The organism is Streptomyces silvisoli, from assembly GCF_029269905.1.
Taxonomy (GTDB): Bacteria; Actinomycetota; Actinomycetes; order Streptomycetales; family Streptomycetaceae; genus Streptantibioticus_A; species Streptantibioticus_A silvisoli_A.
In genome coordinates this window covers 184,113-204,857 of the sequence record NZ_JARJBC010000016.1, presented here as the reverse complement: position 1 = coordinate 204,857, position 20,745 = coordinate 184,113, and the positions used below count along the sequence as shown (strand labels likewise).

The 20,745-nt window shown below is 70.5% G+C and carries 15 protein-coding genes and 1 tRNA gene; 11 read left to right on the top strand and 5 right to left on the bottom strand.

The genetic code is table 11. The features are described from left to right. Positions 1-176: 176 nt before the first annotated feature. The 7 genes from P3G67_RS24290 to P3G67_RS24260 all read left to right on the top strand — a co-directional run bounded on the left by P3G67_RS24290 (position 177) and on the right by P3G67_RS24260 (position 13,338). Entirely contained in the window at positions 177-890 is a 714-nt protein-coding gene (locus tag P3G67_RS24290) for a small secreted protein (protein WP_276095371.1), read from the top strand. A gap of 85 nt (positions 891-975) precedes the next feature. Continuing rightward, on the top strand, positions 976-2,607 hold the full coding sequence (locus tag P3G67_RS24285; RefSeq protein ID WP_276095370.1) for a DUF7059 domain-containing protein: 1,632 nt from the start codon (positions 976-978) through the stop codon (positions 2,605-2,607). A 178-nt stretch (positions 2,608-2,785) separates the two neighbouring features. Continuing rightward, positions 2,786-5,632: a type I DNA topoisomerase gene (topA, locus tag P3G67_RS24280; protein ID WP_276095369.1), complete on the top strand. Its 2,847-nt coding sequence runs from the start codon at positions 2,786-2,788 to the stop codon at positions 5,630-5,632. A 110-nt stretch (positions 5,633-5,742) separates the two neighbouring features. Beyond that, positions 5,743-8,811 (top strand): dTMP kinase, encoded by a 3,069-nt coding sequence (tmk, locus tag P3G67_RS24275; RefSeq protein ID WP_276095368.1) that lies wholly within the window; start codon positions 5,743-5,745, stop codon positions 8,809-8,811. A gap of 293 nt (positions 8,812-9,104) precedes the next feature. Further along, a complete protein-coding gene (locus P3G67_RS24270) occupies positions 9,105-10,337 on the top strand; it encodes a DNA polymerase III subunit delta' (RefSeq protein WP_276095367.1) in 1,233 nt (410 codons plus the stop codon). A gap of 120 nt (positions 10,338-10,457) precedes the next feature. Further along, complete coding sequence (locus P3G67_RS24265) at positions 10,458-11,624, top strand: hypothetical protein (protein WP_276095366.1); 1,167 nt, start codon at positions 10,458-10,460, stop codon at positions 11,622-11,624. Between the two features lie 118 nt (positions 11,625-11,742). Further along, positions 11,743-13,338 carry an alpha/beta hydrolase gene (locus tag P3G67_RS24260; protein ID WP_269855188.1) on the top strand — a complete coding sequence of 532 codons (1,596 nt, stop codon included), beginning with the start codon at positions 11,743-11,745 and terminating at the stop codon, positions 13,336-13,338. A gap of 11 nt (positions 13,339-13,349) precedes the next feature. Here P3G67_RS24260 and P3G67_RS24255 read toward each other — a convergent pair whose 3' ends face one another. Together P3G67_RS24255 and P3G67_RS24250 are read right to left on the bottom strand one after the other, a co-directional pair. Beyond that, positions 13,350-13,511: a hypothetical protein gene (locus tag P3G67_RS24255; RefSeq protein WP_276095365.1), complete on the bottom strand. Its 162-nt coding sequence runs from the start codon at positions 13,509-13,511 to the stop codon at positions 13,350-13,352. A 71-nt stretch (positions 13,512-13,582) separates the two neighbouring features. Next, positions 13,583-14,086, bottom strand: coding sequence for a hypothetical protein (locus P3G67_RS24250; RefSeq protein ID WP_276095364.1), 504 nt, complete (start codon positions 14,084-14,086; stop codon positions 13,583-13,585). Between the two features lie 235 nt (positions 14,087-14,321). Between P3G67_RS24250 and P3G67_RS24245 the strand changes: the two genes are divergently transcribed. Further along, positions 14,322-14,395: transfer RNA gene (locus tag P3G67_RS24245), tRNA-Thr, on the top strand. A gap of 15 nt (positions 14,396-14,410) precedes the next feature. Here P3G67_RS24245 and P3G67_RS24240 read toward each other — a convergent pair. Further along, entirely contained in the window at positions 14,411-14,728 is a 318-nt protein-coding gene (locus P3G67_RS24240) for a hypothetical protein (protein ID WP_276095363.1), read from the bottom strand. A 397-nt stretch (positions 14,729-15,125) separates the two neighbouring features. Between P3G67_RS24240 and P3G67_RS24235 the strand changes: the two genes are divergently transcribed. Next, a complete protein-coding gene (locus P3G67_RS24235; protein WP_276095362.1) occupies positions 15,126-15,797 on the top strand; it encodes a hypothetical protein in 672 nt (223 codons plus the stop codon). Between the two features lie 174 nt (positions 15,798-15,971). Then, complete coding sequence (locus tag P3G67_RS24230) at positions 15,972-17,873, top strand: hypothetical protein (protein WP_276095361.1); 1,902 nt, start codon at positions 15,972-15,974, stop codon at positions 17,871-17,873. Positions 17,874-18,125: 252 nt separating this feature from the next. Here P3G67_RS24230 and P3G67_RS24225 read toward each other — a convergent pair whose 3' ends face one another. Next, on the bottom strand, positions 18,126-19,721 hold the full coding sequence (locus tag P3G67_RS24225) for a tyrosine-type recombinase/integrase (protein WP_276095360.1): 1,596 nt from the start codon (positions 19,719-19,721) through the stop codon (positions 18,126-18,128). Next, complete coding sequence (locus tag P3G67_RS24220) at positions 19,718-20,398, bottom strand: helix-turn-helix domain-containing protein (RefSeq protein ID WP_276095359.1); 681 nt, start codon at positions 20,396-20,398, stop codon at positions 19,718-19,720. Before P3G67_RS24220 ends, P3G67_RS24225 begins: the two co-directional genes overlap by 4 nt. 94 nt (positions 20,399-20,492) lie before the next feature. Here P3G67_RS24220 and P3G67_RS24215 point away from each other — a divergent pair, with 94 nt between their 5' ends. After that, the gene (locus P3G67_RS24215) at positions 20,493-20,723 is read left to right on the top strand and encodes a hypothetical protein (protein WP_269855185.1); all 231 of its coding nucleotides are present in this window, start codon (positions 20,493-20,495) and stop codon (positions 20,721-20,723) included. The last annotated feature ends 22 nt before the right edge of the window (positions 20,724-20,745 follow it).

Genomic DNA, 20,745 nt, shown 5'->3' with positions numbered 1-20,745 from the left:
AGTGACTCTTCTCGCACGGGGGCGCGCCGCCCGCCCCCGTGCGAGAAGTGTCACTTGATGGCTGTGACGTGGTGCAATTGGCCCAATTCCCGGTCGTACCGGCTGATCGACTCGCGAACGCTCCCGGTTCTCCGTGTATGTTCCGGGGCCGTAGAGCCACGGAAGGGACTCACCCGGTGAACAAGAAGCTCATGGCCGTGACGACCGGTGCGGCGACTTTGACGCTGGCGCTCGCGGGGTGCAGCAGCAGCTCGAACGACAAGGTCGACGCGTACGCCAAGTCGGTCTGCGACCAGGTGCAGCCGCAGCTGAAGAAGATTCAGGACGCCAGCAACTCCATCGCGTCGGTCTCCAGCGGCGACCACAAGCCAGAAGACGTGAAGAACACCGACTCCACGGCGTTCGGGCAGATTTCCGGCGCATACAAGGCGCTGGCCGACGCGGTGAACAAGGCGGGCGCACCGCCCGTCAACAACGGAGCGACGCTGCAGCAGAACGCGGTCAAGCAGCTGAACGACACGGCGGGCTCGTACGACAACCTCAAGAAGGCGGTCGACGGCCTGAACACCAGCGACCAGGGGAAGTTCGCGGACGGCCTCAAGAGTGTCGTCGGCCAGCTCACCAACGTCGGCAGGAGCGGCGACGACGCGCTGAACAAGTTGCAGTCCGGCGATGTCGGCAAGGCGATGGCCAAGCAGCCCGGCTGCCAGAAGCCGTCCCCGGTGAACCCGCAGTCGCCGTCCGGCGCGGCGGGCAACCCCGGCGCCTCCCAGCCGCCGTCGGCCCAGCCGTCGGGCGGCTCGTCCGCCCGCCCGTCCGCGAGCGACTCGGCGAAGCCGTCCGCGAAGCCCTCGGGCTCGGCCTCCCCGTCGCCGTCCAAGTCGAGCTGAGGGCCGGGCGCGGCCTGACCTCGGCCCGGCCGGGTGACCCGATCAGGGGGCGCCCGGCCGGGCCCGAGTCCGGGAGAATGACCCCGTGAGCCAGAACAGCCCGAGCACCATCAGCGTCCCCGGCCTTCCCACCGCGGACCCCGACCGCACCGCCCGGCTGCGCGACGCGCTGCGCGCCGCCGACTTCACCGCCGACGGGTGCCTGGACCTGCTGGGCGCCACGGCGTACGCGGCGCTCTCCCGTGGCGAGACCGTTCCGGCACTGCGCGCCACCCGCGGCGGCAGCCCGTTGGAGACCCTGATCCGGCTGTTCCTGTTGCAGCGCCCGGCCACCAGGGACCAGGCCCGCGCGGCGCTTCCGCTGGACGACGCCCTCGCCGACGGCTGGCTGCGGGCCGGGGACGGCGACACCGTGTGGGCCACCGTGGACGTACGGCCGTTCGCGGGTGTGGCGGCGGCGCCCGGAGCCCGCGACGAGGGCGGTGCCGGGCGACGGGCGGGCGAGTCAGGCGAGGACTGGTGGATCGTCTCCGACCTCGGCTGCGCGGTGGGTGGCGCCGCGGGCGCGGCGGCGGCGCGCGGCGCCACCGACGAGGGCGGCGCGGGCGGGATGTCCACGGCCAGCCGCTCCGAGCTGGTGCTGGGTGTCGGCGGCGCCTCCACCACGCTCGCCGGCATCACCATCCGCAACCCCGTCTCCCGCGTCCTGGACCTGGGCACCGGATCCGGCGTCCAGGCGCTGCACGCCTCCCCGCACGCCTCCCAGGTCACCGCGACCGACGTCAACCCGCGCGCCCTGCACTTCGCCCGGCTCACCCTCGCGCTGTCCGGGGTGCGCGAGGCGGACCTGCGGCAGGGCAGCCTGTTCGAACCGGTGGGTGACGAGCGGTTCGATCTGATCGTCTCCAACCCGCCGTTCGTGATCTCCCCCGGCGAGCGCTTCGTCTACCGCGACGGCGGGATGGCGGGCGACGACCTGTGCCGCACCCTGGTGCACCAGGCGGCCGACCACCTCACCGAGGGCGGCTACTGCCAGCTGCTCGCCAACTGGGAGCACGTGGACGGCGAGGACTGGCGGGAGCGCGTCACCTCCTGGGTGCCGTCCGGCTGTGACGCGTGGATCGTCCAGCGTGAGGTGCAGGATCCGGCGCAGTACGCGGAACTGTGGCTGCGCGACGGCGGCGACCACCGCTCCGATCCGGCCAGCTACGCGGCCCGGTACGACGAATGGCTGGAAGAATTCGAACGCCGTCGGGTCAAGGGCATCGGATTCGGGTGGATCACGCTGCGGAACTCGGGTTCCGCTATGCCGTCCGTCACAGCGGAGGAGTGGCCGCACCCGGTGGAGCAACCGCTGGGGCCGGAGATCGGGAAGTGGTTCGAACGCCAGGACTTCCTGCGCGCCCACGACGACGCGGCGCTGCTCGCGGCCCGCTTCCGGCTGGCCGACGAGGTGGTGCAGGAGCAGGTCGGACTGCCCGGCTCGGAGGACCCCGAGCATGTTGTGCTCCGCTCGAACCGGGGTATGCGTCGGGCGACCAAGGTGGACACGGTCGGCGCCGGTTTCGCCGGGGTCTGTGACGGGACGCTGACCGCCGGTCGCATTCTGGACGCGATCGCGCAGCTGCTCGGCGAGGACCCGGTGGTGCTCCGCGACCGCACCCCGGCCGCCATCCGCCTCCTCGTTGAACAGGGATTTATCGAACCGGTGGACTGACCGGGGCGGCGCGGTGGCACGGCCGGAAGGTAACCGGCCGGGTGGGCCGTGGGGCAGAAAGCCCGACTGTCGGGTTACCGTTCGAGTGGCGTTGCGGACTTTTCCCGTTTGACACGGGGGGCTGGGTTACGGTCACACTCCGCAGCGTCACCCTTTCGATCCGGAGAGAGAGCCCAAGTTGTCCCCGACCACCGACACCACGCAGGGCGGCCACCGCCTAGTCATCGTCGAGTCGCCCGCCAAGGCGAAGACGATCAAGGGCTACCTCGGTCCCGGCTACGTGGTTGAGGCGAGCGTGGGGCACATTCGCGACCTGCCGAACGGCGCCGCCGAGGTGCCCGACAAGTACACCGGCGAGGTCCGCCGCCTCGGTGTCGACGTCGAGCACGACTTCCAGCCGATCTACGTCGTGAACAGCGACAAGAAGAGCCAGGTCAAGAAGCTCAAGGAACTCCTCGCCGAGGCCGACGAACTCCTGCTGGCCACCGATGAGGACCGCGAGGGCGAGGCCATCGCCTGGCACCTCCAGGAGGTCCTCAAGCCCAAGGTCCCGGTGCGCCGGATGGTCTTCCACGAGATCACCAAGCACGCGATCCAGGAGGCGGTGGCCAACCCGCGCGAGCTGAACCAGCGCCTGGTCGACGCCCAGGAGACCCGCCGCATCCTCGACCGGCTGTACGGCTACGAGGTCTCCCCGGTGCTGTGGAAGAAGGTCATGCCGCGGCTGTCGGCGGGCCGGGTTCAGTCGGTCGCCACCCGTCTGGTGGTCGAGCGCGAGCGGGAGCGGATCGCCTTCAGCTCCGCCGAGTACTGGGACCTCACCGGCACCTTCGGCACCGGCCGCGGCGGCGACCAGACCGACCCCGGCACCTTCGGCGCCCGGCTGACCAGCGTGGACGGCCGAAGAGTCGCCCAGGGCCGCGACTTCGGCCCGAACGGCAGGCTCAAGCCCGGCGCCGACGTGCTCCACCTGGACGAGGCAGGCGCCCGGTCACTCGCCGCCGGGCTGGCGGACAGCCGGTTCTCCGTGCGGTCCGTCGAGTCCAAGCCGTACCGCCGGTCCCCGTACGCCCCGTTCCGCACCACCACGCTGCAGCAGGAAGCCAGCCGGAAGCTGGGCATGGGCGCCAAGGTGACCATGCAGGTGGCGCAGAAGCTGTACGAGAACGGCTTCATCACCTACATGCGAACCGACTCCACCACGCTGTCGGACACCGCGATCGCCGCCGCCCGCTCCCAGGTCACCGAGCTGTACGGCGCCGACTACCTGCCGGACAAGCCGCGCACCTACGCCTCCAAGGTCAAGAACGCCCAGGAGGCGCACGAGGCGATCCGCCCCTCCGGCGACCGCTTCCGCACCCCCGCCGAGACCAGGCTGACCGGCGACCAGTTCCGGCTGTACGAGCTGATCTGGATGCGCACCGTCGCCTCCCAGATGAAGGACGCGGTCGGCCAGTCGGTCACCGTCAAGGTGGGCGGCCGGTCGTCCGACGGCCGGGACGCCGAGTTCTCCGCCTCCGGCAAGATCATCACGTTCCACGGCTTCATGAAGGCCTACGTCGAGGGCGCCGACGACCCCAACGCCGAGCTGGACGACCGTGAGCGCCGGCTGCCGCAGGTCGCCGAGGGCGACCCGCTGACCGCCGAGGGGATCGAGGCCGACGGGCACGCCACCAAGCCCCCGGCCCGCTACACCGAGGCGTCGCTGGTCAAGGAGCTGGAAGACCGCGAGATCGGCCGCCCGTCCACCTACGCGTCGATCATCGGCACCATCCTGGACCGCGGCTACGTCTTCAAGAAGGGCACCGCCCTCGTCCCGTCGTTCCTGAGCTTCGCCGTGGTCGGCCTGCTGGAGAAGCACTTCGGCCGACTGGTCGACTACGACTTCACCGCCAAGATGGAGGACGACCTCGACCGCATCGCCCGCGGCGAGGCCCAGGCCGTGCCGTGGCTGAGGCGCTTCTACTTCGGCGAGGGCACCGCGGGCGGCGCCGCCGACGCGGGCAACGGCGACGGCGACCACCTCGGCGGCCTGAAGGAGCTCGTCACCGACCTCGGGGCGATCGACGCCCGCGAGGTCTCGTCCTTCCCGGTCGGCGACGGCATCGTGCTGCGCGTCGGCCGGTACGGCCCCTACGTCGAGCGGGGCGCGAAGGGCGAGGAGGGCAGCCAGCGCGCCGACGTGCCCGCCGACCTGCCGCCGGACGAGCTGACCGTCGAGTACGCCGAACAGCTGTTGGCCAAGCCCAGCGGCGAGTTCGAGCTGGGCACCGACCCGCAGACCGGCCGGATGATCGTGGCCAAGGACGGCCGCTACGGGCCGTACGTCACCGAGGTGCTGCCCGAGGACACCCCGAAGACCGGCAAGAACGCGGTGAAGCCGCGCACCGCCTCGCTGTTCAAGTCGATGTCGCTGGACACCGTGACGCTTGAGGACGCGCTGAAGCTGATGTCGCTGCCGCGCGTCGTGGGCACCGACCCGGAGTCCGGCACCGAGATCACCGCGCAGAACGGCCGCTATGGCCCGTACCTGAAGAAGGGCACCGACTCGCGCTCGCTGGAGAGCGAGGAGCAGCTCTTCACCATCACCCTGGACGAGGCGCTGGCCATCTACGCGCAGCCCAAGCAGCGTGGCCGCGCCGCCGCCAAGCCGCCGCTGAAGGAACTGGGCACCGACCCGACCAGCGGACGCCCGGTCGTGGTCAAGGACGGCCGGTTCGGCCCCTACGTCACCGACGGCGAGACCAACGCGACGCTGCGCCGCGAGGACGACGTGGAGACGATCACGCCGGACCGCGGTTTCGAGCTGCTCGCGGAGAAGCGCGCCAAGGGACCGGCGAAGAAGACCGCCAAGAAGGCTCCGGCGAAGAAGGCCGCCGCCAAGAAGACGGCGACCAAGAAGACGACCACCGCGAAGAAGACCACGGCGGCCAAGAAGACCACCGCCAAGAAGACGACCACCAAGAAGGCCGCCGCCAAGACCACCGCGGCGAAGAAGGCGGCCGTCGCGGAGCAGCCCGAGTAACCGGGCCGATTTGATCGGCGGATGATCGTTCCGTCACGACTCGGCAACCGCCCCGGACGACCTCTCGGCCGGGGCGGTTCGCGCGGGGCCCCTGCGGTTAGGCTGGCAGGATGACGCGTGCCGAGCAGCCAACGGGCGAGGCCCACGGTTCCACCGACTTCACGGAAGCACTCGCCGCGGACTCCCGCGAGCGTGCCGTGTCCTCGCTGTTGCGTATTCCGACCCTGCGAAAGCTGTGGACCGCCCAGTTCACCGGCGCGGTCGGCGACCGACTCGGACTGCTGGTGCTGCTGGTGCTGGCGGTCCAGGCGGCCGACGAGGCGCAGAGCTTCGGCGGCGGCTACCGCGCGGTGGCCTTCGCGCTGTCCGCCGTCTTCGGGCTGCGGCTGCTGTCCACCCTCGTCTTCGGCGCGGTGCTGCTCGGACCGCTGTCGGCGCTCACCGCGCCCTCCGGGGTGCTGGACCGCCGCTGGACGATGATCGGCGCGGACGGGGTACGGCTCGCGCTGTTCGTCGTCGCCCCGCTGTGGGTGGAGTGGCTGCCGAACAGCGCGCTGGCCTGGCTGCTGGTGACGGTCTTCGTCACCGGGGGCGCGGAGCGCTTCTGGAAGGTCGCCAAGGACGGCGCCGCCCCGGCGCTGCTGCCCGCCCCACCGGCCGACGGCGGCGCGGTGCGGCCCGCCCCCGACCACCTCGACGCGCTGCGCCGGTTGAACCTGCGCACCGGATTCGTCGCGCTGCCGGTCGCCGCGGCCGGCCTGGTCGCCGTCACGCTCGTCAACAACGTGCTGGCGGTCGGCGTCGAATGGTTCTCCCTGCACCCCGTCGCGCTCTCCTCGTACGTCGCGGCCGGGCTGTTCGCCGCGTCCATCGCGGTGCTGTACTTCCTCGAACTGCCGGGCACCAGCACGCCCCGGCCGCGTTCGCCGCTGGAGGGCCTGCGGCTGCCCAAGGGGCCCGCGGGCCAGGAGCGCGGCCGTACCGGCGCGCTGCCCACCCTCGTGCTGGCCTGCGGCGCGGTCGCCGGGGCCGTAGCGGCGGCGGTGTCGCTCACCGTGCTGCACGCCGCCGACCTCGACGGCGGACCGGTCGAGTTCGGGCTGCTGGTGCTGGCGCTCACCGCGGCGCCGGTACTGGGTGTACGCACCGCGACCCGGGTGCTGCCCGGCCTCTCCCGGCGCCGGCTGCTCGGCCTGGCCATCGCGGTCTGCGGCGTCGCGCTGCTGCTCGTCGGACTGGTGCCGGACGCCACCACGGTGCTGCTGCTCGCGCTGCTCGCGGGCTACGCGGCCGGGGTCGCCGCCAACACCGGCCACGCGCTGATCGACCAGGAGGCCGAGGAACCGCGCCGGGCCCGCACAACCGAGCACCTGCACGCGGTGGTACGGGTCGCGGTGGGCGCCGCCGCGGTGGTCGCACCGCTGGTCGCGGGCGCGATCGGGCCGCACCGGGTGGTGACCGGGCACTTCACCTTCGACCACGGCGGTGCGGCGTACACCCTGATGCTGGTGGGCGCGCTGCTGCTGCCGGTGGCCGCGCTGGTGCTGGGCAAGCTCGACGACCGGCAGGGCGTGTCGCTCCGGCGCGACCTGCGGGAGGCGCTGCGGGGCGGTGAGCCGGAGCAGACGTCGGGCGCCAGCGGCTTCTTCCTGGTGGTCGAGGGCGGCGACGGCGCGGGCAAGTCCACCCAGGTGGAGGCGCTCGCCGAGTGGATCCGGGGCAAGGGCCACGAGGTCGTGATCACCCGCGAGCCCGGCGCCACCGCCATCGGCAAGCGGCTGCGGTCGATCCTGCTGGACGTCTCCAGCACCGGCATCTCGCACCGTGCCGAGGCCCTGCTGTACGCCGCGGACCGCGCCGAGCACGTCGACACCGTCGTCCGCCCGGCACTGGAGCGCGGCGGGGTCGTGATCTCCGACCGGTACATCGACTCCTCGGTGGCCTACCAGGGCGCTGGGCGCGACCTGTCGCCGACCGAGATCGCCCGGATCTCCCGGTGGGCCACCAACGGGCTGGTGCCGCATCTGACGGTGCTGCTGGACGTCTCGCCGGAGACCGCGCGGGAACGGTTCACGGAGGCTCCGGACCGGCTGGAGTCCGAGCCCGTGGAGTTCCACGAGCGGGTGCGCAAGGGCTTCCTGACGCTGGCCGCGGCCGACCCGTCGCGGTACCTGGTGGTCGACGCCGGCCAGGAACCGGAGGCGGTGACGCGGATCATCCGGCACCGGCTCGACCAGCTGCTGCCGCTGTCCGAGCAGGAGATCGAGGCCCGCGCGGAGGCCGAGCGCAAGGCGGCGGAAGAGGCCCGCAAGCGGGCCGAGGAGGAGGCCGCCCGCAAGGCCGAGGAGGAGCGCCAGGAGCGCGAACGCCAGGAGCAGCTCGCCCGGCTGCGTGCCGAGGAGGAGGAGCGTAAGCGCCTCGCCGAGGAGCAGCGCCGCCGCGAGGAGGCCGAGCGCCAGGCCGAGGAGGCCCGCAAGCGGGCCGAGGAGGAGGCCGCCCGCAAGGAGGCCGAGCGCCAGGCGGAGGAGGCCCGCAAGCGGGCCGAGGAGCGCGCCCAGGCCGAGGAGCAGGAGCGGCTGCGCCGTCAGAAGGCCGAGCAGGACCGGCTGCGCGCCGAAGCGGAGGAGCGCCGTCTGGAGAGGCAGCGCCAGGCCGAGGAGGCCCTGCTGCGCGCGGAGCAGGCCCGACAGGCCGCGGAGGCGGCGGCCGCCGCCGAGCAGACGGTCGAGACCCCGGCGGTGGCCGAGCCGAACGACACCACGCAGACGGTCGAGACCCCGCGCGCCACCCCGCCGGAGACGGAGACCACCCGCACCGTCGAGGTCCCCCGCCCGGCGGACGACGCCGAAGAGACGGCGGTACTGCCGCCGGTACGGCCTTCGGAGGCCGAGGAGACGGCGGTACTGCCCCCGGTGCGCCCCGATTCCGCGCAGGACGAGACCGCGGTGCTGCCGCCGGTACGCCCCGAGGCCAACCCCGCGGACCGCGTTCCGCCGTGGCTTTTCCGCGACGAGGAGCGCACCCGCGAACTCCCCCAGGTGGACCCCCAGCCCCGCAAGCGCCCTCGCCCCAGCTGGGCAGAGGAGACCCCGCTGGACGACCTGCCCACGCTGGCCGACGAACTGCTGGGCCCGCGCGACGAGGACTCCGACGACCGGCGGGGCCGCGGCAAGCGGTAGGCCGCCTTCGGCGGCGCTCCATCGGTGCGCGTGTGGGGCCGGGGCCTGGCGCGTGCGGTGCTGGCGAAGGGGTCTGTGGCGCGTCCCCCGGCCCCCGGGATGCCCCCTGCCAGCGGGGGCATCCCGGCCGCGGCCCCACCGGAGAGGCGACCCCGCCGGTCCCACCGGAAGGCGCCCCACCGGAAGGCGGCGCCGCCGGTCTCACCGGAAAGGCGGCGCAGGCGGATGGGAGGAACCCCTGTCAGACCCATCCCCCAGAATGAGAACCACGCACCACAGGGAAAGGCACCCCCATGGCAGTCTGGGACGACCTGATCGGCCAGGACCCCGTCGTAGCGCAGCTCACAGACGCCGCGCGCGACGCTGACGCGCTCGTCACCGCTGCCGCGACCGCCACGGGCACCACCGGCGCCGTGCCCGCACCGCGTGCGTCATCCAAGATGACGCACGCCTGGCTGTTCACCGGCCCCCCCGGCTCGGGCCGTGCCACCGCCGCCCGCGCCTTCGCCGCCGCCCTGCAGTGCGTCAGTCCGGACCGCGCGCTCGGCGGCGCGCCCGGCTGCGGATTCTGCGACGGGTGCCACACGACCCTGGTCGGTACGCACGCCGACGTGGAGGTCGTCGCCACCGACCAGCTGTCGATCGGCGTGAAGGACACCCGCGACCTGGTGCGCCGCTCCTCCATGTCCCCGGCCAACGGCCGCTGGCAGGTGATCGTCCTGGCGGACGCCGACCGCCTGACCGAGGGCGCGGGCAACGTCCTGCTCAAGGCGGTCGAGGAGCCCGCCCCCCGCACGGTGTGGCTGCTGTGCGCACCGTCGATCGAGGACGTACTGCCGACCATCCGCTCCCGCTGCCGCCACCTGAACCTGCGCACTCCACCGGTTGACGCCGTGGCCGACGTGCTGGTGCGCCGCGACGGCATCGAGCCCCAGCTGGCCGCGAGCGTCGCCCGCGCCACCCAGGGCCACATCGACCGGGCGCGGCGGCTGGCGACCGACGAACGGGCTCGGGAGCGCAGGGCCGCCGTGCTGCGGCTGCCGCTCCAACTCGACGACATAGGCGGCTGTCTGAAGGCCGCGCAGATGCTGGTGGACTCGGCCACCGAGGACGCCAAGCAGGTCGCCGAGGAAGTCGACGCCAAGGAGACCGAGGAACTGCGCGCCGCACTGGGCGCCGCGGCTGGTAGCGGCGGCCGGATGCCGCGCGGCACAGCGGGCGTCATGAAGGAGCTGGCCGACCGTCAGAAGCGCCGTGCCACCCGCACCCAGCGGGACACCCTGGACCAGGCGCTGACCGACCTCGCCGGTTTCTACCGTGACGTGCTGACCGTCCAGTTGGGCACGTCGACGCCGATCGCCAACGCCGAGGTGAGCGACGCCGTCAACCGCGTGGCGGCGTCCGGCCGACCGGAGAACACCCTGCGCCGCATAGAGGCGGTACTGGCCTGCCGCGAGGCGCTGGACGGCAATGTGGCGCCGCTGCTCGCGGTGGAGGCGATGACGATGGCGCTGCGCGCGGGCTGACCGGGGTGACCCGGGCGGCCGTCAGCGGTTGGTGCCTTCGGGTGATCCTCGGGTACCGCGCGGTTGGCGGCACGCCGGTCGGGGGGAAGCCTTGCACGCTGCCCCGGGCCGGACGGCCCGATGTCGTCCCCCCAGGTTGGTGCGTCGGTGGTTTCTGCCCTGCTGAGTACGGCGCCGCTCGCGGCACTCGCCGTCGTGGCGGCGCTGCTCGCCCGCGCCGCCGTACTGCGCTGGTCCGCCGAGCGCAGCGGCCGGGTCTACGAACTTCCCACCGACTACCGCCCGGTCGCGCTCCGCGCCGCCGCCGCGCTGCTGGTGCTGGTCACCGCCATCGGCTACGCGATCCAGCTGCCGCACACCGGGCCCCGCCCCAGCACCGCCCAGGCCGCCGATGCCCCGTCCGCCCGGCACCCCGCCGCCGTAGGCCCACTGGCGAACCGTTCCGCGCACCCGGCACCCCACCCCGTACCGCACCCGGCTCCCCAGCAGCCGCGCACCGTGGCGCATCCGGCCGACGGGACCCTCCAGGAGCTGCCGGACGGCACCCGGGTCTGGCTGCCCGCACAGTACGACCGCCCGGGCGCCGAGGCGTTTCCGCTGGTCGCCGCCTATCTGCCGGATGAACGGGACGGCGGGCGGCTGTACGCCGCGCTGGCGGGCTCGATCGCCCACGGGCTGGCCGATCCGATGATCGTCGTCCAGCCGCGCGACTGCGGCACCGACCCGTCCGCAGCCCTCGACGCCGTCGCCCGCCACTACCGCACCGCCCGGGGCCGCGCCGCACGCGCGGTCCTCGGTCTCGGGGACGGCGCGCGGTGTGCGGTGCGCGCCGAACTGGCCCACCCCGAGCGGTACCGCGCGGCGGCCGGCGTCTCCGGCACCTACGAGAGCGCGGGCGTCGCGGTCCCGCGCGGGAGGCCCGGACCCCGACCACGGCTGCTGCTCGCCGCCGCCGTGGACGAGTCACGTCAGCGGGCCTCCGGGCTGCGGCTGCGGGCCGAGCTGCGCCGAAGCGGGGTGCGGGCCCGGTTCCTCGACGAGGTCACCCGCGATCCGGCCCTCGGCGGCGACGCCCGGCGCCATCTGCTCGCCCTGGTCTCCGGCTACCTCACCGAGGAACTGCACCCGCACGCCTACCGGCACCGGCATCCGTACCGGCACCGCCACCCGTACCAGTACCGGCATCCGTACCGGCACCGACTGGCGTACGGTCGCCGAAGGCACTGGCTCACCCGGATGGCGGCCCTCCGTGCCTCCTGGCCGGACACCGTCCGGCGGACCCGCTGACCACAGGTCTGGTCGAAAACCCGCACGCGCAATCACTCATAAGAACTCGCGGAAGTACGCATACCGGACCACGGTGTGGATAGGCTCGCGAAACCCGACGGGAGGACCTGTGGCACCCATGGACACCGCACGCCTGCTCCGTACCTCCACGACCGTGCTCGCCGTCGCGGGCCTGCTGCTGTCCGGTTGCTCGGCCGGAACCGGACACAGCGCCGCCGCCTCGACGCCCACCGGCACCGTCGCCGCGTCGGACACGACGTCCGCCAGCCGGGCGGCCGCCCCCCTGGCCCCGCTGCCCACCGCGGTCCCCGACGCCCTCAAGCCGTACTACGCGCAGAAGTTGGTGTGGCACGACTGCGGTTCCGCGGGCTTCCAGTGCACCACGATGAAGGCCCCGCTCGACTACGACCACCCGGTCGCCGCCGAAGACCTCGCCCTCTCCGTCACTCGCAAGAAGGCCACGGGCCCCGGCCAGCGGATCGGCTCGCTGCTGGTCAACCCAGGCGGACCCGGCGGCTCCGCGGTCGACTACGCGCAGATCGCCGCCGCCCGCTACCCGGCACCGGTGCGCGCCCGCTACGACATCGTCGGCATGGACCCGCGCGGCGTCGCCCGCAGCGAGCCCGTCGTCTGCCTGACGGACCAGCAGATGGACGCGTTCACCCAGGTCGACAACGACCCGCACAACCAGTCCGAGATCAACGCGATCAGCGCCGCCAATCAGCGCTTCGCGGACGGCTGCGAGCAGCACTCCGCGAAGCTGCTCTCGCACGTGAGCACCATCGAGGCGGCCCGCGACATGGACATCCTGCGGGCACTGCTCGGCGACGCCAAGCTCAACTACCTCGGCAAGTCCTACGGCACCATGCTCGGCGCCACCTACGCGGGCCTGTTCCCGTCCCGGGTGGGCCGACTCGTACTCGACGGCGCGATGGACCCCTCGCTGTCCGCCCTCGACGAGAGCCGCACCCAGGCCGAGGGCTTCGAGACCGCGTTCCAGGCGTTCGCCAAGGACTGCGTGCGGCACACCGGTTGCCCCCTGGGCCAGACCACCGACGCCGCGGGCCGGTACATCGTCAGGTTCCTCAGCAACCTCGACGCGCATCCGCTGCCCACCGGCCAGAGCCGCCAGCTCGGCGAGTCGCTGGGCACCTCCGGGCTGATCGAGGCGATGTACGCCAAGCAGCTGTGGCCGGTGCTGCGGGTGGCGCTGTCCGCCGCCAACCGGGGCGACGGCGGCCCGCTGCTCACCCTGTCCGACCAGTACTACGAGCGCTCCACCGACGGCTCGTACTCGAACCTGATGTACGCCAACGCCGCCGTCAACTGCCTCGACCTGCCGCCCGCCACCCGTAGCGCGGCCGATGTGCAGGCCGTGCTGCCCGCCTTCCGCAAGGCCTCACCGCACCTCGGTCCCGACTTCGCCTGGATGAGCCTGAGCTGTGCCTCCTGGCCGGTCAAGGCGACCGGGCGGCCGATGCGGATCGAGGCCAAGGGCGCCGCGCCCATCGTCGTCGTCGGCACCACCCGCGACCCGGCGACCCCGTACGAGTGGGCGCGGTCGCTCGCCGGACAACTCTCCTCCGGGCGGCTGCTGACCTACCAGGGCGACGGGCACACGGCCTACGCCAGCGGCAGCGACTGCGTCGACACCGCCGTCAACCGCTACCTGCTGGAGGGAAGCGTTCCGCCGAGCGGCAAGACCTGCGCGTGACGGCCGTGCGCTCAGTGCGCGGCGGTCACGGTGAAGCCGCGCGGCACGAGAACGGTGGCCAGTACGGCGGCGGCGAGCACGATGCCCGCGGAGACATACGCGGTGGTGGTGAGCGCGCTGTCGAAAGCGGCCCGCGCGGCGGCCAGTACGCTCACCCCGGCGACCCCGCCCACCTGCCGGGCGATGCCCGTCCCCGAGCCCCAGCGCCACGAGGACCACGGCGACCACCGGATACGTGGTGGGCTCAGGCACCACCGCGAGCACCGCGAACCCGACGGCCAGCGCCAGCAGGCTGCCGCCCAGCAGCACCCGCACGCCCAGGTGGTGCATCCAGCCACGGCGCGGACAGCGCACCGGTGAGCGTGGCGAGCGCCGCGGGCAGCGTCCGCAGCCCCGCCTGGAACGGCGGATACCCGTGCACGTACTGCAACCACAACGAGATCAGGTACAGCGCCGCCCCGATCGCCAGCATCGCCATCAGCGTGGCGAGCGCCGCGGCCACGAAGGCCGGCTTGGTGAACAGCCTTACGTCCAGCAGCGGATCGGGCAGCCTCAACTGCCGCCCGGGGAACGCCGCCAGTGCCAACAGGCCGAGCAGCAGGACCAGCAGTTCGGCCGGGGAGGGGGAGCCCTTGGCGACGTGCTTGATGCCCCAGGCGAGGGCCACGATGCCGACCACGGAAAGGCACGCCCCCGGCCAGTCGAACCGGCCAGGATGCGGACCCTTGGACTCCGGCAGCAGCCACACCCCGGCCGCCCAGATCCCGATGGCCAGGGGTGCGCTGCCGCGGGTCGGTGAAGACGTTCCGGATCAGCGAGAGCGTGGACGGCATCACCAGCGCCCCGCCCAGCCCCAACATCCCCCACCGCGCCGACCCCACCCCCCACCTCACCTCTTTCGCTACACTACGTAACGATACGCACCATTCATCCACGTGCGGAGCACCCCCACGCACTGTGTAGACTTAGCGCCGTTGCAACACGCCGCCTTAGCTCAGTCGGCCAGAGCGACGCACTCGTAATGCGTAGGTCAAGGGTTCGATTCCCTTAGGCGGCTCCCGAAAAGGCCAGGTCAGATACCGGCTGACCTGGCCTTTTGCTTGCGCAGGGGGATTGCGCGGCCGATGACAGGGGTGCCTCCCAGTGCTGTGCGTGAGCGATGCGTGAGCGGAGTGCCCAGCGCTAGCCCTTGGGCTTCTTGGGCTTGCCCTGGCCCATTGCGGTTTTCTCCGCCTTGGCCGCAGCCGCCTTCCGTCCTCTTCGCCTCCGCCTTGAGTTGGAGCGGGGCGAGCTTGGTGGTCGCCGCGCCGGCCTTCTTGGTGACCTCGGGGAAGGCGCTCTGGTAGGCGCGGCGCGTGATCCGGGTATCGCTGTGCTCGGGGTGCTTCATAGATAAAGACTCGCGACCGTGCGCAGTCTCTGCCCGTCTGCGGCCCTACCGCGGCCTTCCAGGCGATGCGCATTAACCGACATGCGCTGGCAGCCCCGCCCAGCCCAAGGTTCCGATGGCCGCTCTCGCAAACACCGGCCGGCATCGGATCAACTGATGCCTGTTCAAACTTTATTTGCGCTACGGCAGTTCGCAAGTCTACGGTTTATGGCAATCAAAACAGTAGTCACTCCTGGACTCCCGGCACACGGGGCTCTCGGCCGGAGGCGGTCTCCGCTTCCTGTCGGAGACCCACCCCGCGCCCACCACGCACTCGGCACGCATCACAGCTGGACGGCGTCGTGAGGACCCGGGGGGTGCCCATACGTACAGGACCTGCCTTATGTGCGAGCGCTGAGTGCCCTCGTACGAGACGGAGGTCTCTAGGATGAACGGCGCAGCGTCTGCCCGAACCATCGATTCGGACACCATGGCGTTCTGCGACGAATCCCTGCGCTGCCGTACGGGCGGCACCGGGATTTACTTGATGTCGGCTGTAGTGATGCCCCCCCACAAGGTGCCACAGGCCCGGGACCTCATGGCGGCTTTACTTCTGACCGGACAGAGCAAGCTCCACTGGCGGGATGAGTCCGCCCGGCGGAGGCTCTCCCTCTCCCGGCGTACGGCATCAATCGAAGCCGAGATCGTGATCGCCACTTGGTGCAGGATGGACAACGCTCATCAGGAACGCGCCCGGAGAAAGGTTCAGCAGACGTTGCTCGCCGCTCTGGTCGACCGTGGCGTCACCGAGGCGGTCTTCGAGTCTAGAGGGCCGGTCCGGGACGAGGGTGACATCGCCGGGCTGGCCGGGCTGCGCCGTTCCGGAGTACTGCCGGACGGCCTGCGGGTGAGCCACGCTGCAGGTTCTGCGGAGTACGCCCTGTGGGCGGCCGACGTTGGCGTGGGTGCCTTCGGTGCGGCGCTGGACGGGAGGCCCGAGTACTGGACCGAGATGCTCAACGGCACCAAGGCGACTGTTCTGACGTGTGGTCGGTGCGCTCTGGTGCACGGATCTGGTGCCGCTCACTAGCTCGATGTCGTATGTGGTACAGCCTAAAGCGGCACGCTGCCAGTTCCTGACAACGCGAAGGCCAGGTGTCCGTCGTCCGGCGGATGACCTGGCCCCACTTCCGGGCCCTCCTGAGCCCGGCTCTTTCACTGTGCCTGTCCTCCGTCCCACGGTCAAGCGGGAGGCTTACTACTCATGAGTGACATGGAAATCGAGCGGGATATCCCGGAGCAGGAGTACCGGGACCGGGTGGAGGTGTTTCGGGACCGCGTCGCGCACCTCGTCGTCAGGGATCGCCGGTCTGTCGAGAGCGCGGCTGAGCGGCTGGTGCAGAAGGCGAACGTCGAGATAGGGCACACGGAAGAAACTGCGGCAGAGCTGCTAGCTGCTGTCGTTGATCCCCGAAGTGTCCAGGCATCACAGATCAGAAAGCAGCGGGTACGGGGCAACAGGGTGCTGAACCTGCTGCGCACTGCGGTATGGACGCCGATGCTCCTTGTCGACGCGACGAACGGCCGGTTCGTCGTTGGCCAGACCTATCTGTCCGATCCCAGGGTCGGCGAGTTGGGATCTGCGCACCTGGCCCTGCCGGCTCCGGAGTCTCCACCGGAGCGGCCTTCCCTCATCTACCGTGGAACGCGGTCGGCCGTTGCCGGTGCACTGGACAGCAACGCGGCCTATGTCCTCCAGCACAACAATTGGGTGGAAGATATCGGAGCCAACGGTATCCTCATGCCGCTGCTTGCCGGGCACGTGGAGTTTCGCTTCACTGACGGTACGCCACGCCAAGCCGTCGGGGTTGTGGATGGTACGTCGCGGACTGCTTCGGCACACCGGATCCTTCGGTTGACAGAATCTGAGATCCTCGCTACGGAGCCGACCGCACAGCGGCGTTGGCTCAACAAACAGATGCGTGAGCTCGGTACAAGGGCAGAGCGGCTTGCCCAAGCCCCAGACGTGCGACTGGACGATCTGGTCGAGGCCGAGCAGCGGCTCAATGCCCTCACTGCTGAGGCCGACCTCATCGTTGGCTGGGGCTGGGACGAGCAGGCCACGCCGCAGCAGCGTATGGGTAAGACGAGTTACGTCAGCACACTGAATCTGGCACTCGGCGCGCAGAATATCGAGCCGAAAGCGTTCTCGGTGGAGGCACAGAAGACCCTGCTTGCCGAGCGGGCAGTGAATACGCTGGCCGACTATGGTCTGCTCAGTTCAGACGAGCTTGTCTTCGCTCTAGGGCGTGAGGAGCTGGCAGAGGTAGCCGGGCGGCTCGGTCTTAGCACCCATCGTGACGAACGCTGCGCGTGGTTGATTCGGCTGATGACAACTCCGAAGAAGGAAGAGCGCAAGCTGATCAACGAAGTGCTCGGGGCGAAGTCATTCTCCGCGAAGGGGCGGTCTCCCTACGTGTTTGAGCTGGCCTTGCGCTCCTTTTCTGGGCAGGACAGTCAGCTTCTGGACCGTGCACGCAATGCTGCAGTGCATGCACTCTGGACAAACGTGGGACACGATTGGGAGGTCGTTCCACGCCCCGACGACGCTGACTTGGACAAGTTGGAGCGGCAGGCCCTCGCCGAGGTGGATGAAGGGGGAAGCGGCCCTCGCTGCTACGAGGTTGCCGCTCGGGCGGTAGTGCCACTGCTGGCCCTTGGTGGACTGGGAGTGGACCGGGGGTCTGCTGCCTACCGTGGCCATGCCTCCGTGGTCGTCGACAAGATGATCACTAATGAATGGGGGATCAAGCAGCTCATGGCCACCATCCGGGCTTCACGGCAGCCGAAGCCGCAATTTCCGCGGTTGGACGAAGATGGCCAGACGATCAGCAACAGCGAACTACCTAGCGCGCCGGCGGCCAACAACGACTGGCTCCGCGCTCGCGTCCTGATGAAACCAACGGGCACGCCGGCATCCAAGGCGGAGGAGGCCCAACAGCGTATGCACACAGGGCTCGCAGAAGCGCGCGCCGGCTTCGATGACTACCGTGAGTTGATGGAGCCGCCTTACCAGTCCCTTAATGGGGATGACTGGGAGGCGATTGCGAAGAGTGCCCGCACTTTGTCGAAAGACCTCAGTCTCTATGTGGTCAGCGACGACTGACCCCTGAGTCCGGCGCCTGACTGGCACTGGCGCGAATCCGGCACTGAAGCTGGCCATGGTGGACGCGGTGATGTCTCTGGCACCGATCCGCAGTACACGAGAATGGTTCGTTTTTCAACAGGTGGCTCCGGAGAAGGGCAGGTCAGATAGCCGCTGACCTGGCCTTTTGCTTGCGCATGGGGCTTGCGCGGCCGATGGGTGGGGTGTCTCGCGGCGCTAGGCGTGCGCGATAGGTGGGCAGGGCGTTCGAGGTTAGCCCTTGGGCTTCTTTCGCTTGCCCTTCTTCTTGGCTTGGCTCTTTGCGGCGTTCTTCGCCTTGGCCGCCGCCTTCCGGGCCTTCTCCACCTCGGTCTTGCGCTGGAGCGGTACGAGCTTCGCGGTGGCCTCGGCCGCGTCCTTGGCGACCTCGGGGAAGACGCTCTGGTAGATGTCGCGCGTGATCCGGGTGTCGCTGTGGCCGAGCGTGTCGGACACCACCTTCACGTCGACCCCGGCCGCGAGCATGAGCGTCGCCGCACCGTGCCGCAGGTCGTGAAGGCGGATCGGCGGGAGAGCGGACGAGGCGACGAGCCGCTCGAAGTAGTCGGTGACCTTGCCGGGGTGCAGCCAGGAGCCGTCCTCCTGGGTGAAGACGTGACCAGTCTCCACCCACGCCGGGCCCCACTCCGCGCGGTCCGCCTCCTGTTGCTTGCGGTGCCGCTCCAGGACCCCGACCGTGTCGTCGTCGAGCGCGACGATGCGGAAGCCGCTGTCGGTTTTGGGGTCGGAGGTCTCCACCTCCCAGCCGTCCTGCACGAGTTGGGTTGTCACCGTGAGGGTGTGGTTGGCGAGATCGGTCTCGGACCAGGGTTGCCCGCACGCCTCACCTCGGCGCAGGCCGCAGAAGGCAATGAGGTGCCACATCGCGTACAGCCGGTCGTCCGCGACGTGGTCGAGGAAGGCGCCAGTCTGCTTCGGCGTCCAGACCATGACGGACGACGGTTTCTCGCCGGTCTCGCGCCACTTGGCCACCCGCTCGTCCGTCCACACCAGCGCCTTGGGCTTGCGCACCGGGTCGAGCTCGACGTGGGCGGCTGGGTTGAAGGTGATGATCTGCTGGGCGATCGCGTCGTTGAGCGCGGCCCGCAGTGTGCCCCGGATCCGCTGGCGGGTGGCGGCACCGGTGATGCGCCGGAACGGCGGCATCGAGTCCAGTGCCTCGCGCATGGTCTTTCGGCGTGCGCGGTTTTCCGCACCCTTCCACGGTACGGTGGCCAACTCATCGATCAGCGCTTGCCGTTGCGCGTTCTCTTCCAGGATGACCGTGTTCGCCTCGGCGATGGCCGTGAACATCTCGGTGAGGTGGCTTACGCGCAACCGGTCGATCCGGAGGTGGCCGATGCGCGGCTTGAGGTGGATGCGGATGTCCGTCCCATAACGGCTCACCCCCGACTTGCGGATGCGCTTGGCGGCGAGCCACTGGTCGAGCCATTCGCCAACCGTCAGGCGGCCGATCAGATCCTGGCCGGACTTGAGACGCCGCCGCGTCTCCTCGACGTCAGGCAAGGGTGCCTTCTCGGCGCCGACTTCTTCCAACATGGAAGCGACCAACGCGACGCCTTCCGGATCGTCGGCGTCGGCGAGCCCGAGAAGCGCGCGGACGTGGTCGAGGTCGGCCTGGGCGGCTTTGAGGCTCTCGTAGCCCGCGCGGCTGAAGGAGCGGCGGGTTCCGTCTTCGCGGGGCGGGAGCTCCTGACGTATGGAGTACGAGCCGTGCTTGCGGCTGGCCAGCTTGGGGCAGGACTTGCCGAGCGGTTTGCCGGTCTTGGGGTCGCGGCAGTAGCAGCGGCGGTGGGTGGAACCCTTCAAAGGTGTTTCTCCGGGGTGGCGTTGGTGTCGGATTCGCTTACGTCGACATCGCCCAGTGCAGGCGGCAGGTCTGGCGGGGTGGCTCCCTCCTCGCGGATCTCCCGGCGGAGTTGGCGGAGGTTGTACTTGGCGGAGATGGCCTGGTCGGCGTACTCGGTCCGCTTGCGCTCGGCTTCTTCCTGCTGGGCGCGGCTGGTTGCCGTCTTGGCTGTGAACCGCGCCCGTTCTTCCTCTTCGAGGCAGGCCAGGGCGGTGCGCACGAGGCTGGCGTGAAGTTCGAAGTCGGGGACCAGCCCGGCGTCGTACATGGGTACTTCTTCCTCGCCCGTGAAGCGCCGTAGGGCGTCCCAGGTGGGTACGAGATCCTGGAACGGGAGTTCTTGGGTCTCGTCGACGTACCCGACCGGGAAGATCAGGCAGACCGGATAGGTCTCCAGGGCCGCGGCCAGGACCATGACGTCCACCAGCGGAAGGTTGGCCCGGCGTCCGGACTCCATGTTGGCGATCACGTTGCGCGGGATGGGATGCCCGAGCTGCTCGCACTTGTCCGCCAAATCCTGTGCGCTCCACCCCATCTCCTTCCTTCTGCGCCGGACTTCGCCAGCCACGTTGGCCTTGATCCGATCCACCCATTCCGGGAAGTCGTCCTCTTCATCATCGAAACAGCGTTGTGTCATATAGACATATTAGCTTGGTCATCCTGGTTGGTAGACGCCTGGAGCCGGACGTGAGGGGCACGTTCGCCGTGGGCTGTACCGAAAGGGGTACCGCATGCGCGGAGACGCGACGACTGAGCGAGTGAAGGGGATGAGCCGAGAGGAGCTTCTCGCCCTCCCTGCTGCCGTTGACCTGGAGACAGGCAACCGGGCACTCGGGCTGGGGCGGAGCAAGGGCTATGAACTGGCGAAGCGGGGTGCCTACCCGTGCCGGGTGCTGCGGCTGGGCAACGCCTACCGCGTGGTGACGGCGGACCTGCTGGAACTGCTGGGCCTGGCGGCGTGAAGGCAGGACACTATGGCAGACG

Bases quoted from the DNA above. Each gene is read 5' to 3' on its own strand.
- tmk (WP_276095368.1), top strand. From the start codon at position 5,743: ATGACGCGTGCCGAGCAGCCAACGGGCGAGGCCCACGGTTCCACCGAC.
- P3G67_RS24270 (WP_276095367.1), top strand. From the start codon at position 9,105: ATGGCAGTCTGGGACGACCTGATCGGCCAGGACCCCGTCGTAGCGCAG.
- P3G67_RS24265 (WP_276095366.1), top strand. From the start codon at position 10,458: ATGTCGTCCCCCCAGGTTGGTGCGTCGGTGGTTTCTGCCCTGCTGAGT.
- P3G67_RS24260 (WP_269855188.1), top strand. From the start codon at position 11,743: ATGGACACCGCACGCCTGCTCCGTACCTCCACGACCGTGCTCGCCGTC.
- P3G67_RS24240 (WP_276095363.1), bottom strand. From the start codon at position 14,728: ATGAAGCACCCCGAGCACAGCGATACCCGGATCACGCGCCGCGCCTAC.
- P3G67_RS24230 (WP_276095361.1), top strand. From the start codon at position 15,972: ATGAGTGACATGGAAATCGAGCGGGATATCCCGGAGCAGGAGTACCGG.
- P3G67_RS24220 (WP_276095359.1), bottom strand. From the start codon at position 20,398: ATGACACAACGCTGTTTCGATGATGAAGAGGACGACTTCCCGGAATGG.
- P3G67_RS24215 (WP_269855185.1), top strand. From the start codon at position 20,493: ATGCGCGGAGACGCGACGACTGAGCGAGTGAAGGGGATGAGCCGAGAG.